A 14374-nucleotide genomic window follows, 5' to 3' on the forward strand; every position below is an offset into this window, starting at 1 on the left:
GGAGTCGGGCGGCGTATGCCGACCGGGGACGTAGGCGGGCAGCGGGCGTGGGCGCGCGCTGCTCCGGCGCATCGCGCGGGGGCTGCTGAAGGGGGCGGTCACGATTCGTCGGCCGTGCAGGGGGTGAGCCACTGGATGTAGACGGCCGCGCTGTCCGGGACATCGACGGTGAGTCCGCACAGCTCGCCCGGCACGCAGGAGGAGCCCGGGGCGGACCAGGAGAACGCCCCGCACTCGTTGACCACCGTCCGGCTGCCTGCGCAGTCGGTGATGGTGACCGGCGCGCACACCACCGTGAGATGGACGGACTCGGTGCCCTCCGGCGCGGTCCACGTCTCGGGACCCGTGATCCCCAGGAGGTGGGGGCACATCGGGACCGGAACACACTCCGGGCACTCGCCGACCTCGCCCGTGGGCGTGTACGAGGTCGTCCCGTCGGTGGCCGTGTCGGTGGTCGAGGTGACCGCGCCGTCGCAGTCGTGCACCAGGTGCCGCAGGAACCGGACCTGCGTCCCGTCAGGCTGGACGTCGCACAGCTCGACGACGGCGACGCTGCCGCACCCGCCGGCCTGCGCGCACGGCCCCGACCCGGCGGGCGCCGGGCCCGGCGTGAACGCGCCGATGGTCGGGTCGATCCACCCGATGACCTCGGGGTCCCCGGGCGGGGTGCTGCCGCACACGCACGGCGAGCGCACCATCAGCAGAACCGGGCTGCCGTCGGCCTGGCACAGCGACGTCGACGTGACGGACGGCGAGCAGCACGACTCCCCGCCCGGCGGATTGCCGCCGCCCGAGGAGCACGGGAGGTACTGAACCGGCATGACCCCTCACCTCCCCTGCGGGCCGTGGACCTGGCGGTGGTGGGTGTCCCGGCCGCGAGCGGTCGTGAACTCGCGGTCGCAGCCGTCGCAGGGGAACACCCCTTCTGGGGTCTCGGCGGCCGAGTCGCTTGGGTCGCTGTCCTCGGAGGCGTCGGGCAGCGGGGTCGAGTCCGGGCCGTACGCTTCGGCGGGCACCTCGGGCAGCAGCTCGCAGGGCACGGCCTCGCGGAAGCCGTCCGGGCTGGCGACGCCGACCAGTTCGGGCCTGCTCACGGTGCACTCGTCGGGCGAAACGTAGCGCTGACCGTCGACGACGGAGCCGATCAGGATCTCCTCGGGCGCCTCGGTGAACAACGCGGTCGGCACCGCGAACGAAGTCGGCGACGCCGTACGCACCTTCGGCCGCTGAGCGACCGCCCACCGCGCGAAGTCCCGCCGCAGCTTCGGCGCGGGACGAACGATCAGCATGGTCATGCCGGACACGCCTCCACGTTGATGGCGAAGACCTGACAGGTCGTCCCGACGACCGCCGTCCGCTCCGCGAGAACCTTCAGATCGTTGACGCGGTAGTTCACCGCTGGCCCCGCCCGGTCCGGCACCACATCGACCGGGCCGAGACGCACCTCGACGGGCCCCGAGATGTACAGCCACGCCGTCCCCGGAGCCGCCGGAGCACCGTCCGGGCCGGAGTTCGCCGCTGAATACCCCGCGCCGATCACCGCACGGTTCCCCGCCAGCGTGCGAGGGCAGTCCGTCGCGGTGTCCTGCCGCAGCACCTGGCAGCAGCCAAGCAGCGCCGCTACCCCGGTCGGCACGTGAAGGAGACCCTGCCCGCCGTACGTCTCCGCGAGCGCACCCTCCAGCGCAGCCACGCCCTGCGCGACGCTGACCGGCCCTGCGGGCGACGTCAGGTCCACCGCGCGCGGCGCGAGCGTCTCCCGCCAGAAGCCTTCCTCGATCGCCCGCTGCTGCCCCAGCTCCAGCGTCGCGAGGACCTGCTCCCGCGCCTCCGCGTACGACCACCCGATCGTGCTGCACTCCGCGCCCGAGTAGATCGTGATCGGAGACGCGTGCTCCACCGTGGGGCGGCAGAACTCCTTCTCCACCGGCCCAGCGCCCGGGGACTCGTCCTCATCAGGGCACGAGTCCGGCCACACCTGCACGGGACAGCACCCGAGGGCGAGCCACTCCACGCCCATCAACTCGTGGATATCCGCCTCGGACACCTCGATCACCGAAGCGCAGTCGCTGAGGATTCCGTACGGGAGCGGCCTTCCCGGGATGGACTCCACCCGCCGCCGCATACCAGCCGAAGGCATGTCAATTCACCCCCGCAGGGCGGAACCGGCATGCAGAGGTGGCGCGTTGTACAGGGAGAGTGGGCCGACGGCGCTCCACACGCCGCCGACCCCGACCGACCCTTGCAGCAGAAGGAGTCCGGCCGTGGCCGACGCTACCTGTTCCGTCATCGAGAACGGAACGCCCTGTCCCCGACCCGCCATCGCGCGCGGCTGGTGCAACAAGCACTACGTCCGCTGGCAGCGCACTGGTGATCCCTTGATCGTTCGCGCCCGAAAGGCCGCCGACCGGCCGTGCAGCGTTGATGACTGCGCAGACCGGGCGATCGGCCGAGGTCTCTGCCGCCGCCACTACATGCGCATGTACACGCGAGGCACACTCGACCTCACCCGTCGACAGTTCACCTACACGGACGATACGGAGGCGGACTTCTGGCGCCTGGTCGACAAGTCGGCTGGCGCGGACGGATGCTGGCTGTGGCTGGGCACGCTGACCGTCCAGGGCTACGGCTCCTGGCTTCACGCCCCGGCGCACCGCATCTCCTACAGGTACGAAGTCGGCGAGGTCCCCAAGGGGTTGGTCCTTGACCACGTTTGCCATGACCCGAAGGACTGCCCGCGAGGCGCCCCATGCCCTCACCGACGTTGCGTGAACCCCGCGCATCTCAAGCCGGTCACGCACGCTGAGAACGTCAGCAGTCAGCGGTCCCGAGGAGGGCGCCCCTCGAACGACGTCTGCTCCGTGGAGGGGTGCGGCAACCCCTACGTCGCCCGCGGCCTGTGCTCGAAGCACTGGCAGGCGGCGCGCCGAATGTCGAAGCAGCCGATGACGACGTGCAGCAACGGGCATCCCCTGGCTGGGCCAGACGCCGATGTGCGCGTCGACGGGCGAGGCCACCGGATCTGTCGGCACTGCAAGCGGCTCGCCGCCGCCAGGCGGAAGGCTGCCGCCGCAGCAAACGGCGAAGGGTAGACGGAGCACCCCGGCCCCCATTTCTGTCCGTGCGGTCCCGCCCCAACCGGGGCGGGACCGCTTTTGCGTGGGGTCAGGCAACGGGGCAGGTGACGCCGATCTGCTCGGCGGTGCGTCCGTCCGCGCAGACGGGGACGGTCACGATGCGAGCTTCCTGGTTGCGCGCTACAAGCGCACTGCACTCCTCGGTGAAAAGCGCAGTGTAATCGTTCACAGAGAACTTGCTTGAATCGTGAATTACACCCAGGCTGATCTCCCCGCCGCGCCCGGCTTCGAAGGTGCCGGCGGGGTAGATGAGGAAGGGGACGGTCTCGGGCCAGGTGGCGGCGGGGTCGGCGCCGCCGATGTTGTCGGGGACGGCGGGGTTGAGGCCGCGGGCCCACTGGACGCTGACGCCGATCTGGGCGAAGGCGGCGATGATGCGGTTGATGTCGATGTCTTCGACGCTGACGCCGTTGCGGCGGGCGATGTCGGCGAGGAAGAGGTTCTTCGACCACCAGGGGAAGACGACTTCGATGTTGATGCTCTCGCAGAGGCTGAGCTTCTCGGTCATGTCGGCGGCCTGGAGGGCGACGGCGGCGAAGAGGGCGGAGAAGGCGCCGAAGGTCGGGGCGATGGTGACGGGGGTGGACCGGGCGAGGGCCTGGGTGAAGAGTTCCTGCTTGATGCGGATCTCGTGGGCGATCATGCCGAGCTTCTGGTAGTGCTCGACGAGTTCGGGGAAGTGGCGCTGCGTCAGGATGCCGGACTCCAGGCAGATCCCGATGGCGTCGCATCGGACCTCGATCGGCTCGGGGCAGGGGATGCGGAAGCAGGGCTTCTGCGCGCCGCTGATGTCGTCGGCCTCGGTGTGGACCCAGGTCATGCTGCCGACGTCGAGGCTCGGCATGGGGAAGAAGCGGAGGCCGCCTCGGGCGAGCTGGATCTCGGGGACGTCCCAGAGCATCTCGGGGCACGCCATGCTGGTCAGCTCGTAGACGGTTTCGGACGGGGCGCACCAGCCGCCGGAGGCGACGATGTTGCCGCCCTGGAGGCGGGCCTGGTCGGCGGCGAGGAGGACGGCGCGGGTGCCTTCGGTGCCGGAGGAGCTGTCGTTCACGATCAGCTCCTTCTGGAACGGAAGTCGGTAGCTGGCGGTCAGGCCCACGCCGCCACCTGCGGTCTTCAGGGCGTTGGCGCGGCGGATGAGTCCTTCGGTGACGCCTTCCATGTCGAGGGCCTGGCCGGGGGAGTAGCCGGGGACGTCGACGGAGGCGGTGATCTCCGGCCGGGGGTTGGGGTCGGCGGGGAGGACGGAGGGCTGGCGGCGGCGGATGCCGGAGAGGTCGATGGTGCGGCGTGGGGTGGCCGAGGCGGTGACCGGCTCGGGCTCGGGTTCCGGATCAGGGGTGGGCTCCGGCTCCGGCTCCGTGTCGGCTTCGGGCTTGTCGCCTCGGACCTGGGCGGCGAGGGCGTCGATCTCGTCGGCGGCCTTCTGTGCCGCTTCGACGCGGGCGGCCTTCTCCTGGCGGATGCTGTCGACGGCGGTCGCGAGGGCGCGGAGCTGGGCGAGGTCTTCGGGGGCGAGGGTGTCGCCCTTGCTGAGGGTGTCGAATGCCTGGACTGCGCCGTCGAGGGTGGCGTCGAGTTCGTCGGCGCTGAGCTGGGTGATGTCCTCGGGCAGTTCGAAGTCGGCCATGCCGAGTCTCCTGAGAATTCAAGGAGACTCGGCCCGAAACCAGATCAGTCGTCGTGTGTGCTGCCGCCGATGTTAGCGGCTGGGTGATGCTGGCGCGGTGAGGAGGAAGCGTCTCAGCTGTCGTGGTGCGGTCCGGTGGTGAGCCGGTCCAGGACGGCGGGGCCGAGGTCCGTGACGTCGCCCGCTCCCATGGTGAGAACGAGATCACCGGGCTTCGCCATTCCCGCGACGGCCTCCGCGACCTCGTCCTTCGCGTGCAGCGGGCTCACGTCGGCGCCCGCCGCGCGCCCGGCGGCGATGATCAGCTCGCTCGTGACGCCCTCGATGGGGTCCTCGCGGGCCGGGTAGATGTCCAGGACGAGCGAGGAGTCGGCGAGCGCGAGGGCCTGGCCCATCTCCTTGCCCAGCTCCTGCGTGCGCGAGAACAGGTGCGGCTGGAAGACGACGAGGATGCGCCCCTCGACGGCGCCGCGCATCGCCTCCAGGTCGGCGGCCATCTCGGTCGGGTGGTGCGCGTACGAGTCCACGACCTGCACGCCCGCAGCCTCGCCCTTGAGCTGGAGGCGCCGCTTCACGCCCGTGTAGCTGCGGAGCGCGGAGGCGAGGTTGTGCAGCGGGACGCCGAGCGAGACGCCCGCGACGAGCGCCGCGACCGCGTTGTGCGCGTAGTGACTGCCCGGCACGGACACCGTGAACGTGAGCAGCTTGCCGTTCAGCGAGACCGTGACCTCGCTCGTCAGCCCGCGCGGGGTGACCTTGTGCACCCGTACGTCCGCGTCCTCGGCGGAGCCGTAGGTGAGCACGCGCAGGTCCGCCCGGTCCCGCACGCGGCGGGTCAGCTCGCGGGCGCCCTCGTGGTCGGCGGAGATCACCAGCGTGCCGCCGGGGACGATCTTGCCGACGAAGGTCTCGAAGGACTCGTAGATCTCCTCGATCGACGCGTAGTTGGCGTGGTGGTCGAGTTCGACGTTGAGGACGACGGCGACCTCGGGCGCGTACGTGTGGAAGCTGCGGTCGCTCTCGTCGGCCTCGGCGACGAAGATCTCGCCCGTGCCGTGGTGGGCGTTGGAGCCGGGTGCGTCGAGGTCGCCGCCGATCGCGTACGAGGGGTCGAGGCCGAGCGTCGTGAGGGACACCGCGAGCATCGAGGTCGTCGTCGTCTTGCCGTGCGTGCCCGCGATCGCGAGGGGGCGCGTGCCGGCCATGAGGGCGGCGAGGGCGTCGGAGCGGTGCACGACGGGGATGCCGCGTTCCCGGGCGCGCACCAGCTCGGGGTTGTCGGCGCGGATCGCGGAGGAGACGACGACGGCGGAGGTGTCCTCGGCGAGGTGGGCCGCGTCGTGGCCGATGTGGACGGTGGCGCCGAGGGCGCGCAGCGAGGCGGCGGTGGCCGAGTCCTTCGCGTCACTGCCCGCGACGCTCGCCCCGCGCTGGGCGAGAATCCGGGCGATGCCCGACATCCCGGCCCCACCGATGCCGATGAAGTGCGGTCGGTCGAGGGCGGGGGGAAGGCCGGCTGCCATCTGGTGCGTCTCCAGGGAGTGGGGGCTGGGGCGCTTGGATCACTGAGGGCCCCGGTCAAACTGATCATAGCGATCCCAGGGGCGAGGACGCGGGGAGCGGCGGGCAGGTTCGGCCGCGCACGGGGCGCGGTGCGCGTGGGCGCGCTGCCTGGGCGCCGCCGCACTTCCCAGCGCGTCAGTCCAGCAGCCTCGGACGCGGTTGAGGTGTTGCTCGGCGACGCGTTCGGCGAAGCGCAGCAGCTCGATGCGCGGCACGCCATCCGATTCGCTCACGCGTTCGATACTAGAGGGTGGGGTGCGAAAGGGGTGGGGTGCCCCCGGCCAGGCCGGAGCCCATCGGCTGGCCGGGAGCGCCTCGGCTCAGGACGCCTTCGCTCCGGATTTCGCCTGCTCGCGCACCACGGAGCCCGGGTACCGCTTCGAGACGGCCTTTGCCGTCGGCTCGGACGTCGAGGAGTAGACGACCTTGTCGGACGCGACGACCTCGAAGGTCTTGCGGTTCTTCGCACAGGAGCAGGGCATCAGATTCCTTCCTTGACCTTCGCCGCGAAGCTCGCGGCCAGGTCCATCCGGGCAGGCGCGAGCCGCTGCGTGAGCCGCTCGATCTCGGCGCGCGCCGCCTGCCGATCCGCCGCGCGCTGGTCCAGGGCGTCCAGGAGCCGGTCCAGGACGGGAGGGGAGACGAGGGCGGCAGCCAGGGCGCCGGCGGCCGACTCGTCCGGAGCCAGTCCGGGCAGGTCCGGAGCTTGTCCGCCCGGGGTGTTGTCCGGCTGTCCGGTCGGGGTGTCCGCGCTGGTCACGAGCGCGGACATGGAGGCGACGAGGGCGAGGTTCGAGCGCTCAGCGACGGCGGACGCGAGGAGCGGAGAGCTGTGCCCGGGCACAGGCACGGACAGGACAGCGCGGAGCTGCCAGGCCCCGCCCCGGCCCTGCCGCATGTGGTAGCTCGGCTGGCACGCCTGGAAAACAGCACGGTCCCACTCGGCGAGCCACGGGGATGCCGCGCCGCTGAACCACATGCCGCGCTTGTTCATGCCGACGGTGACGATTCCGGCGACGGTGCGCGTGTCGTCGAACTGGCAGGCGGCGGTCTCGCACTCCGCGCCGTCGCGGTGGTGCCCCACGTTCATGGTGAAGGTGCCGACCTTGACGGTGCTGCCGTCGTCGAGGCGGAACCGCGCGCGGAGGAAGTGCGTGGTGTCGATGCGCCCCAGGCTCTCGATCGTCAGGTTCTTGCCCGGGTATCCGGCGTGCGGCTCTCCGGCCTGGGCGACCCAGCCGTACACCCTGCCGTCCTTGTAGTGAACGCCGCCGGAGCCGGGCGGCAACTCCTCGGCGGTCGGCTCGCGGAACCACGCGGCGGGCATCGGGGGCGCCTGGCTCATCGCGTTCCAGGCAGATGCTTCGAGCTCGCGCATGCCGGTCTCCTCTTCGTCGTCGTCCCAGGGGGCGCGCAGCGTCGGGTCGTCCAAGGCGTCGGCGAGCAGGGCGTAGAGGTCTTCGACGCGGTCGCGGAGGCCGTCCTGCTCGGTCTCGGGGATGTCGGCTCCGCCTCGGCCGCCCTGGAGGACGGAGGCGATCGCGAAGACCGCGCCCGGCACGATGTGGAGTTCGCCGTCGAAGACGTCGGCGGTGCCGAGCTTGTACGCGGCGAGCGTGGCCGGATCGGCGGTTTCGTCGCGGTAGAGGAACGCCGCGCCGAGGCGCTGGCCGTTCACGGTGCCGTCCTCGGCGGTGGCCCAGGCGAGGACGCGGGCGGCGGCGGCGTCGCCGTCCCAGGGGGCGTCCCGGTCGGGACGGACGGGAAGAGAGAGGTCGCCCGACATCGCAGCCGACACCTCCCCCTCGGGGAGATCGGGGCTACCGACGTACAGGCCGCGCGCGAGCCGTACGAGGTGCCCGGCGGTGACCGCGCGGGCAAGCAGCGATCGGGCCTGCGCGAGGGGGATGCTCAGGGCCTCGGCGACCTCGCGGGGGGTGACGGCGACGGGGGCACCGGAGACGTAGCGGACGACGCGGGTCATCGCGTCCCCGGCGGCCTGCACCGTGGGAGTGCAGGCTGCCGTCTGCTCGGGGTCCGGCTCCGGGCCGAGCACGATGCGGGCTCGGTCGTAGGCGGGCATGGCGACGAGAGTCGCGCCGCGCAGCCGGGCGCGGGTGATCCGCATGAGGACATCGCCCGCGGACTCCTGGTGGACCAGCTCCCCGCGCTCGGGGTCGTCGGGGTCACCGGCGGCAGCGGTGATCCGCGCGTCCGTGAGCGCGGCGCGTACGGCTCCGAAGGGGACGGTGCCGTCTGCCGCGGTCGTCCACTCGGCGGCGTGGCTGGTGCGGAGCATGGCCTGCCCGCTCGCGGTCCACTGCGCGGCGGCGGTGGCCCGGACCATCCATCCTCCGTCGGCGAGGCGTAGTACGGACGCGGAGGCGAGGGAGGCGACGAGGAGGACTTCGTCGTCCTGCGGCTGCTCCTCGGGCGGGCGCCGGTCGATGAACTCGATGTCGACGTCGTCGAGGTCGACGCTGACGCCGAGGGGCGCCTCGTCCTCCAGGAGCAGGATGGCGTCGGCGCCTGCGGGGCGTCCGGGGTAGAGGACTCCGGCACCGGCGATGCGGTCGCCGTCGCGGTCGACGTCCTGGATGGCGCCCGCCAGCTCGGCGCCCTCGTGGCCGGACAGCATCTCGTCGGCGTACTGGAGGGGCCAGGGGCCGGTGCCCCAGGTGAGGGAGCCGGGCGCGAAGATGCGACCGTCGCCGGTCTCGGTGTTCTCGTATGCGAGGGCCGCGTCCTCCGGGGTGGACCAGGGGCGGGGGAGGAGGGCGACCGGCGCGGCGGCGGTCTGCTCGGCGGGGACATCAGCGGGGCCGAGGGGGATGTCGATGTGCTCGCCTGCGAAGGCGAGCCGGACCCGGTCGAAGACGAGGGGGCCGAGGCGGCTTTCCAGCTCGGCGAGGAGCGCGGGGTCGGGGGAGTAGGCGGCGGCGACGTGCGGCACCCACGGGCTGTGCTGCCGAGGAATCTCAGGGTGGTTAGCCTCTTGCAGCGCGTCGGTCGCGGCGGCGCGGACGGTGGTGAGGGTGGGACCTTCCTCGTTCGTGTCGCGGTCGTCGCCGACTGCCCAGACCCAGCACGGGTCGTCGCCGTTGCTGTTCCAGTGGTTCGCGCCGAAGGCGTAGCCGGGCAGCGGGCCGGGGATGTCGGCGAGGCGCGCGCGAACGGCGTTGGCCAGCTCGGCGCGCTCGCCGTCGGACCAGTCGGCGCCGTCGCCGAGGTAGTAGAGGGTGAGGTGCAGCTCGCTGACGTCTTCGCCGCCTTCGAGGGCGAGGCGGGCGGCGTCGGCTGGGGCGGGCAGGAGCGCGATCATCGCGCCTGTGTGCTCGCCGCTCGCGGCGGTCAGTGACTCCATGATCGCGAGTTCCTTTCGATTCGAAGACGCGGCACGGGAGATCGTTTTGGATTCCATGGCTGCGGAACGGTCTGCGTGCGCCAATGCCAGAACGCACCGGCAGTTCACAGTGAGAGCGGGTGGGGCGCCCGGGTCACCAGGGCCGGACATCTCCACCCCGCCCACCGTGAACGGCTCGTCCAGCAAACGGAGTTGGCCGTCCGCGTCGTCGTGCGCATCCCGTACGCGCTTGTCGCTGCGGGTGCGCCACTGCTTCACGAGCGGCCGATCCGGGCCCGCGAGCGCCACGCCTGCGGCGAGCGTCGCTGAGTTCCAGGACCGCGCCGCTTCGGTCCGCGCGATCCGCTCCTCGCGGGCGTCGCCGAGCTGCGCGCCTTCCCGATCGAACCGCGCCCGCAGGCGGGCCCGCAGCGCCTCGATGTCCTCGCCCGCGCCCAGCCCGGCCGCCAGCTCCGTGACTGCCGCGCTGGAGAGACGGTCACCGACGGCGCGCAGCAGGTGCTCGGTCGTCTTGACGTAGGCGCCGAGTCCGGCCGGGAGCCGACCGCTGTCGTAGCGGCCGGGCAGGTCGTCCCACTCTTCGGGCAGCTCGGCGTCGACCGTCCCGGCGGCGTGCTGCGCTGCTGCCTCGGTGACGCCGAGGAGGCGACGCACGAGGCGCGGAACGTGGCGGCTCCACATGCGGCCGATGGCCGCCACGGAGAACCGGGCGGCGACCAGCTCGGTAGCCGCGTCGAGTTCGGTGGCGAAGTCGGCGGCGACCTCGTCGAGGACGGCCTGTACCTCGGCGGCGATGTCGTCCTCGGCCTGGGCCAGCAGGGCGTCACGATCCGGCACGGCCGGCCTCCTCCGGTACGGAGGTGCTCACGGCAAGCAGGCGGGAGACCTCACGATCCCGCCACGCCCTGACCTCGTCACCCAGGTCGCGGCCCGGACACCGCCCGCACCAACCGAGCGCGTGGTGCGCGGGACGGCTGTGCAGGACGACAGCGCGCTGAGGGTCATCCGGCACGGGCTGCCATCCGCTCCTGCGGCACGGCCTCGCAGTTGAGGCAGTACGCCCAGCCGCCCGCCCGCCTCGGTCCGCTGGTAGTGCGGACCGTCACCGTGACGACGGAGAGGGCGGCGGCGAAGCCGCACTCGGGGCACTTCAGCCAGGCAGTGGACGCGTCGAAGGGCCCGTCCCCGTCACCGCTCCAGTCCTCAGCGGCATGGCGGTCGGCGGCCTCGGACCGCCACGCGATGACCTCCTCCGCCGCCGTTCGGCCAGAGCAGTGCGAGCACCAGCCGTGGACGCGGTGCGCGGCGCGGCTGTGCCCGATCGGCGCGTCGTACGTGGGGGTGGTCACGCGGCCTCCGTGAGGCACCCGGCGACGACCGGGCGCACGTGCGTGTGGTCGTACTCCACCCCGGCCGCCATCAGCTCGCGGAGGTAAGCGGTGAGGGTCCGCTGGAGGCAGGTCGGGTCGGCGCCGTAGCGGGCGGCGATCTCCGGCGCGCGGTCGAGGACGCCGTCGAGGAGGTTGAGGGCGTCGACCTCCTCGCGGGTGACGGGGTAGACGGTGTGGCGGCGGGAAGCGGTGATGCGGCGCGCCTCCGCTCGGCGGTCGCGCGGGCAGGCTCCGGAGCGGCGAAGCTTCTCCCCCGCCTGGTGGAGGGCGTGCCACAGGAGGCCGTCAACGGCGGCGACGAGCGGGTCGTCCGGCGCTGGGGCGGGTGCGTGGGCGGAGGCCGGGAGGGTGTCGGGGACGTCGGTGGCCTCGTCGGCGGGCAGCGGCGCGGTGGGAGTGGTGGGCACGGTGTCCTCCGTCTGCTCAGCGGGGGCGGTGGTCGGTGCGTCGGCTTCGTCGAAACCGGTCTCGCGGCGCAGGGCCGCGTCGCTGATGGCGCCGAGCTTGTGGACCTCGATCGCCGTGCTGCTCCGGTTGGTGCGGACGCGGAGCGGGGAGGAGTCGGCCAGGACCATCCAGTCCGCGGCGTCGGGTACGCGCTCGTCCTCCAGGAGCGGGCGAAGCCACTGCTCGGTGTAGGCATGGGCGACGACACGGAGGCGCGGCTCGATCCCGAGACGGATCGCCTCGCTGGTGAGTTCCCAGGCGCCCCAGTGGTTGACGTCCCCAAGGCCGAGGAGGAATTCGCCGGGGATGTCTGCGGCGGTTGCGAAGCGGCGGATGTTCTCCTCACGGAGCTTGATCGCTAGCTCGTCGAAGTCCGTCCGCAGGACCAGGTGCTGGATCTGGCCGATGGACTCCGGCGGGACTTCGAGGATGATCGGGACCGTCGCGGCAGCCGAGTCCGGCTCGCGGATCGCGGTCTCCGCGACCTGCATGAAGACATCGAGGAGGTCATCCTCGGCGGCCGACTGCCCCGGCGAGGTGGGGAAGCGGGTGCCCTGCGGGATGAGGAGGACGCCGCGCCCAGTGAGACGTGACTGAGCCACGGCGCGGACGACGGCGCCCAGGAGGCGCAGCTCTTCCAACTCGTCAAGCGCGGCGAGCACGGGGCTGTCGGCCTCAAGGTGCCGCTCGGGGCTGGGGTCCCACACGCGAACCGCGACCGGCGCGAGAGGCGGGACGATGACGTCCGGGTCGTGCGCCGGGATGGCCACGGGCCGGCCGTCAATCTCCGCTTCGAGGCCGCTGGAGCCCTTCGAGGACATCTCCAGGACGGACACCACGTGCCAGTCGGCGCGGCCGTCCTTGCGTGGGCGGATGACCGTCCAGCCCTCCCCGGCGACGGCGAGGTGACGGCCGTACTCCCGAAGGAGCTGCGACTGCCCGTCTGCGCCCCCGGCGATGCTGGTGACGTGCAGGGCGGCGGGGTGATCGGCAGGGGCGCGTTCAATGCTGCCGTCGGCCCGGACTCGGCCTGCGTACAGCAGCGCGCTGCTCATCGCGTTGCCGATCCAGTTCGCGAAGGACCGCACCTCGGGAGTGCGGTAGAAGCCCCAGGCGCGAGCCTGTTGCGCGCGGGCCGGGTTCTGCATGGTCGTCTTCGCCGTGCGGGTGGTGTAGCGGGCGGCCGCGCTGACCAGGTCGCGGGTCATCGCCGCTCCCTGCGGCGCGGGCGGCGGGGGCGGGGCGGGCGCTTGTCGAGCCAGGCTGTCCACGCCCAGTACGCGGTGGCGAGCCCGAGGCACAGTACGAGCGTCGTGTTGCTCCCCATCAGGCGTCCCGCGTCGGCAGGGTGTCGTCGATGCGGGAGAGGAGCGCCTGCCCGCCCGCGACGGCGAGCCACTCCACGCCGTGCACGAGCACCGGGGCGTCGTGCCACTGCCCCGATGCGAAGAGGTACGTCGCGAGGATCGCGCCCGACAGCCACCAGCCGATGCAGTAGGTGCACGAGAGCAGGGTGATCACGAAGTCCCGGGTCGTCGAGTCGAGTCGGGCTTCGTGCCAGGCGAAGAGCCGGTCCCGCAGCGGGTCGAGGATCGAGTCGGCGACGACGAGGCGGGTCGCGCGGTACCCGGCGAGGGCCAGGAGGACGAGGGTGGTGAGCGCGATCACGTGACGGCCTCCGCAGTGGATCTTCCGTTTGCGAGGCCCGATCGTAGCGTCATGCGAAAGATTCTTTTGTTGAATGGCGCTCTGGCCACAAAATCTCCCGAACCCCTCGCGCTCGACCAGCTCCCGCCGCTCGAACGCGCCATCTAATGCCCGAGAGCGGCGCCGAGGGCCGGGGATGTTCGACGAGGACGAAGAGGCAACACGCAACGCCCGGAAGCGGCATCTGCCGCCCCGTTGGCCCCTTCATGCTGGTTCCATGAGCGCTACCACCTCACCCCCACCCCCGGCGTGCGTCTTCTGCGACATCATGGCCGGGCGGTCGCCCGCGACGGTCCTACGGGAATGGCCCGACGCCCTCGCTATCAAGCCGCGCGGCGGCGTCAACCCCGGACACACCCTCGTCATCTCACGCCGACACGTGGCGAACGCCATCGAGGACCCGGACGTCACCGCTGACACCGTGCGCCGCGCCGCCCAGTACGCGGCCGAGATCGGCGCCAACCTGAACCTCATCACCAGCGTCGGACCGGACGCCACACAGACCGTGGCCCACCTCCATTGGCACATTGTGCCGCGCGCCAAGGCCGATGGCCTGCAACTCCCTTGGACTCCGCAGCACTCCGCTCGCACCGCCGCACGGACCGGAGCCACCTCGTGAACGCCCTCGTGGTCATGGCCCGCGAACCGCTCCCGGTCGGCCCGTCCGTCTTCCTCGCAGGTCCCACCCCGGACAGGGCCGCTCCTGTCCCGTCCTGGCGGCCCGAGGCTGCCCGGCTCCTCGGCGAGCAGTGGAACGGGGAGGAGCCTCTGACCGTCCTGAGCCCCGAGTCCCGCGACGGCAAGCGGGCCGACCACTACGAGACCCAGGTCGACTGGGAAACCAGCGCCCGCGCGAGGGCGAGCGTCGTCATGTTCTGGATTCCGCGCGACCTCAAACTGCTCCCCGGCTACACGACGAACGTTGAGTTCGGTCTGGACGCGCCCTCGGGCCGCGCTGTCCTCGGATGCCCGCCCGACTGCCCCGCCCCGGAGAGGAACCGGTACCTCGTGTATGTCGCGGGGTGCTTCGGTGTACCCGTCCGCGAAACGCTGCCCGGCACCGTCGCCGCCGCCCTGGCGATCATCGCCGGTAGAGCAGGCGCACAGGGGACTGCGGGCGGGTAACGCACAC

Annotated in this window: 14 protein-coding genes; 3 read left to right on the forward strand and 11 right to left on the reverse strand. The window is 72.0% G+C overall.

The genetic code is table 11. From position 1 onward, the window contains the following. Positions 1-98 precede the first annotated feature (98 nt). Genes SSBG_RS26255 through SSBG_RS26265 form a run of 3 tightly spaced genes read right to left on the reverse strand, consistent with a single transcriptional unit; the run spans position 99 to position 2047 of the window. A complete protein-coding gene (locus SSBG_RS26255; protein WP_037870688.1) occupies positions 99-821 on the reverse strand; it encodes a hypothetical protein in 723 nt (240 codons plus the stop codon). Positions 822-827: 6 nt separating this feature from the next. After that, on the reverse strand, positions 828-1295 hold the full coding sequence (locus SSBG_RS26260; RefSeq protein ID WP_037871977.1) for a hypothetical protein: 468 nt from the start codon (positions 1293-1295) through the stop codon (positions 828-830). Further along, positions 1292-2047, reverse strand: a complete 756-nt coding sequence (locus SSBG_RS26265) for a cupin (RefSeq protein WP_234010650.1) — start codon at positions 2045-2047, stop codon at positions 1292-1294. Before SSBG_RS26265 ends, SSBG_RS26260 begins: the two co-directional genes overlap by 4 nt. A 217-nt stretch (positions 2048-2264) precedes the next feature. Here SSBG_RS26265 and SSBG_RS31760 point away from each other — a divergent pair, with 217 nt between their 5' ends. Further along, entirely contained in the window at positions 2265-3092 is an 828-nt protein-coding gene (locus tag SSBG_RS31760; protein WP_037870689.1) for an HNH endonuclease signature motif containing protein, read from the forward strand. A 73-nt stretch (positions 3093-3165) separates the two neighbouring features. Here SSBG_RS31760 and SSBG_RS33415 read toward each other — a convergent pair whose 3' ends face one another. From SSBG_RS33415 to SSBG_RS26305, 8 genes are all read right to left on the reverse strand, one after another. Continuing rightward, entirely contained in the window at positions 3166-4770 is a 1605-nt protein-coding gene (locus tag SSBG_RS33415; protein ID WP_008749082.1) for a major capsid protein, read from the reverse strand. A 113-nt stretch (positions 4771-4883) separates the two neighbouring features. Then, positions 4884-6293 (reverse strand): UDP-N-acetylmuramate--L-alanine ligase, encoded by a 1410-nt coding sequence (gene murC, locus SSBG_RS26280; protein ID WP_008749083.1) that lies wholly within the window; start codon positions 6291-6293, stop codon positions 4884-4886. Positions 6294-6653: 360 nt separating this feature from the next. Beyond that, positions 6654-6815: a hypothetical protein gene (locus SSBG_RS33840; protein ID WP_199781409.1), complete on the reverse strand. Its 162-nt coding sequence runs from the start codon at positions 6813-6815 to the stop codon at positions 6654-6656. Next, a complete protein-coding gene (locus tag SSBG_RS30355; RefSeq protein ID WP_008749086.1) occupies positions 6815-10534 on the reverse strand; it encodes a phage minor head protein in 3720 nt (1239 codons plus the stop codon). Before SSBG_RS30355 ends, SSBG_RS33840 begins: the two co-directional genes overlap by 1 nt. Positions 10535-10698: 164 nt before the next feature. Next, positions 10699-11046 carry a hypothetical protein gene (locus SSBG_RS26295; RefSeq protein WP_037870690.1) on the reverse strand — a complete coding sequence of 116 codons (348 nt, stop codon included), beginning with the start codon at positions 11044-11046 and terminating at the stop codon, positions 10699-10701. Further along, the gene (locus SSBG_RS26300) at positions 11043-12743 is read right to left on the reverse strand and encodes a hypothetical protein (RefSeq protein WP_037870692.1); all 1701 of its coding nucleotides are present in this window, start codon (positions 12741-12743) and stop codon (positions 11043-11045) included. Before SSBG_RS26300 ends, SSBG_RS26295 begins: the two co-directional genes overlap by 4 nt. Continuing rightward, on the reverse strand, positions 12740-12862 hold the full coding sequence (locus tag SSBG_RS35505; RefSeq protein WP_267880272.1) for a hypothetical protein: 123 nt from the start codon (positions 12860-12862) through the stop codon (positions 12740-12742). Before SSBG_RS35505 ends, SSBG_RS26300 begins: the two co-directional genes overlap by 4 nt. Then, the gene (locus tag SSBG_RS26305) at positions 12862-13203 is read right to left on the reverse strand and encodes a DUF1360 domain-containing protein (protein ID WP_008749088.1); all 342 of its coding nucleotides are present in this window, start codon (positions 13201-13203) and stop codon (positions 12862-12864) included. The genes SSBG_RS35505 and SSBG_RS26305 overlap by 1 nt, the downstream gene beginning before the upstream one ends. Positions 13204-13459: 256 nt before the next feature. Here SSBG_RS26305 and SSBG_RS26310 point away from each other — a divergent pair, with 256 nt between their 5' ends. Together SSBG_RS26310 and SSBG_RS26315 are read left to right on the forward strand one after the other, a co-directional pair. After that, positions 13460-13861, forward strand: coding sequence for an HIT family protein (locus SSBG_RS26310; protein WP_158677818.1), 402 nt, complete (start codon positions 13460-13462; stop codon positions 13859-13861). 14 nt (positions 13862-13875) lie between these two features. Then, on the forward strand, positions 13876-14367 hold the full coding sequence (locus tag SSBG_RS26315) for a nucleoside 2-deoxyribosyltransferase domain-containing protein (protein WP_037871987.1): 492 nt from the start codon (positions 13876-13878) through the stop codon (positions 14365-14367). The last annotated feature ends 7 nt before the right edge of the window (positions 14368-14374 follow it).

The sequence above is a fragment of the Streptomyces sp. SPB074 genome (assembly GCF_000154905.1).
Taxonomy (GTDB): domain Bacteria; phylum Actinomycetota; class Actinomycetes; order Streptomycetales; family Streptomycetaceae; genus Streptomyces.

Coding starts and splice junctions, on each gene's coding strand:
- murC (WP_008749083.1), bottom strand. CDS start 6,293: ATGGCAGCCGGCCTTCCCCCCGCCCTCGACCGACCGCACTTCATCGGC.
- SSBG_RS26260 (WP_037871977.1), bottom strand. CDS start 1,295: ATGACCATGCTGATCGTTCGTCCCGCGCCGAAGCTGCGGCGGGACTTC.
- SSBG_RS26255 (WP_037870688.1), bottom strand. CDS start 821: ATGCCGGTTCAGTACCTCCCGTGCTCCTCGGGCGGCGGCAATCCGCCG.
- SSBG_RS26315 (WP_037871987.1), top strand. CDS start 13,876: ATGGCCCGCGAACCGCTCCCGGTCGGCCCGTCCGTCTTCCTCGCAGGT.
- SSBG_RS26300 (WP_037870692.1), bottom strand. CDS start 12,743: ATGACCCGCGACCTGGTCAGCGCGGCCGCCCGCTACACCACCCGCACG.
- SSBG_RS35505 (WP_267880272.1), bottom strand. CDS start 12,862: ATGGGGAGCAACACGACGCTCGTACTGTGCCTCGGGCTCGCCACCGCG.
- SSBG_RS33415 (WP_008749082.1), bottom strand. CDS start 4,770: ATGGCCGACTTCGAACTGCCCGAGGACATCACCCAGCTCAGCGCCGAC.
- SSBG_RS26310 (WP_158677818.1), top strand. CDS start 13,460: ATGAGCGCTACCACCTCACCCCCACCCCCGGCGTGCGTCTTCTGCGAC.
- SSBG_RS33840 (WP_199781409.1), bottom strand. CDS start 6,815: ATGCCCTGCTCCTGTGCGAAGAACCGCAAGACCTTCGAGGTCGTCGCG.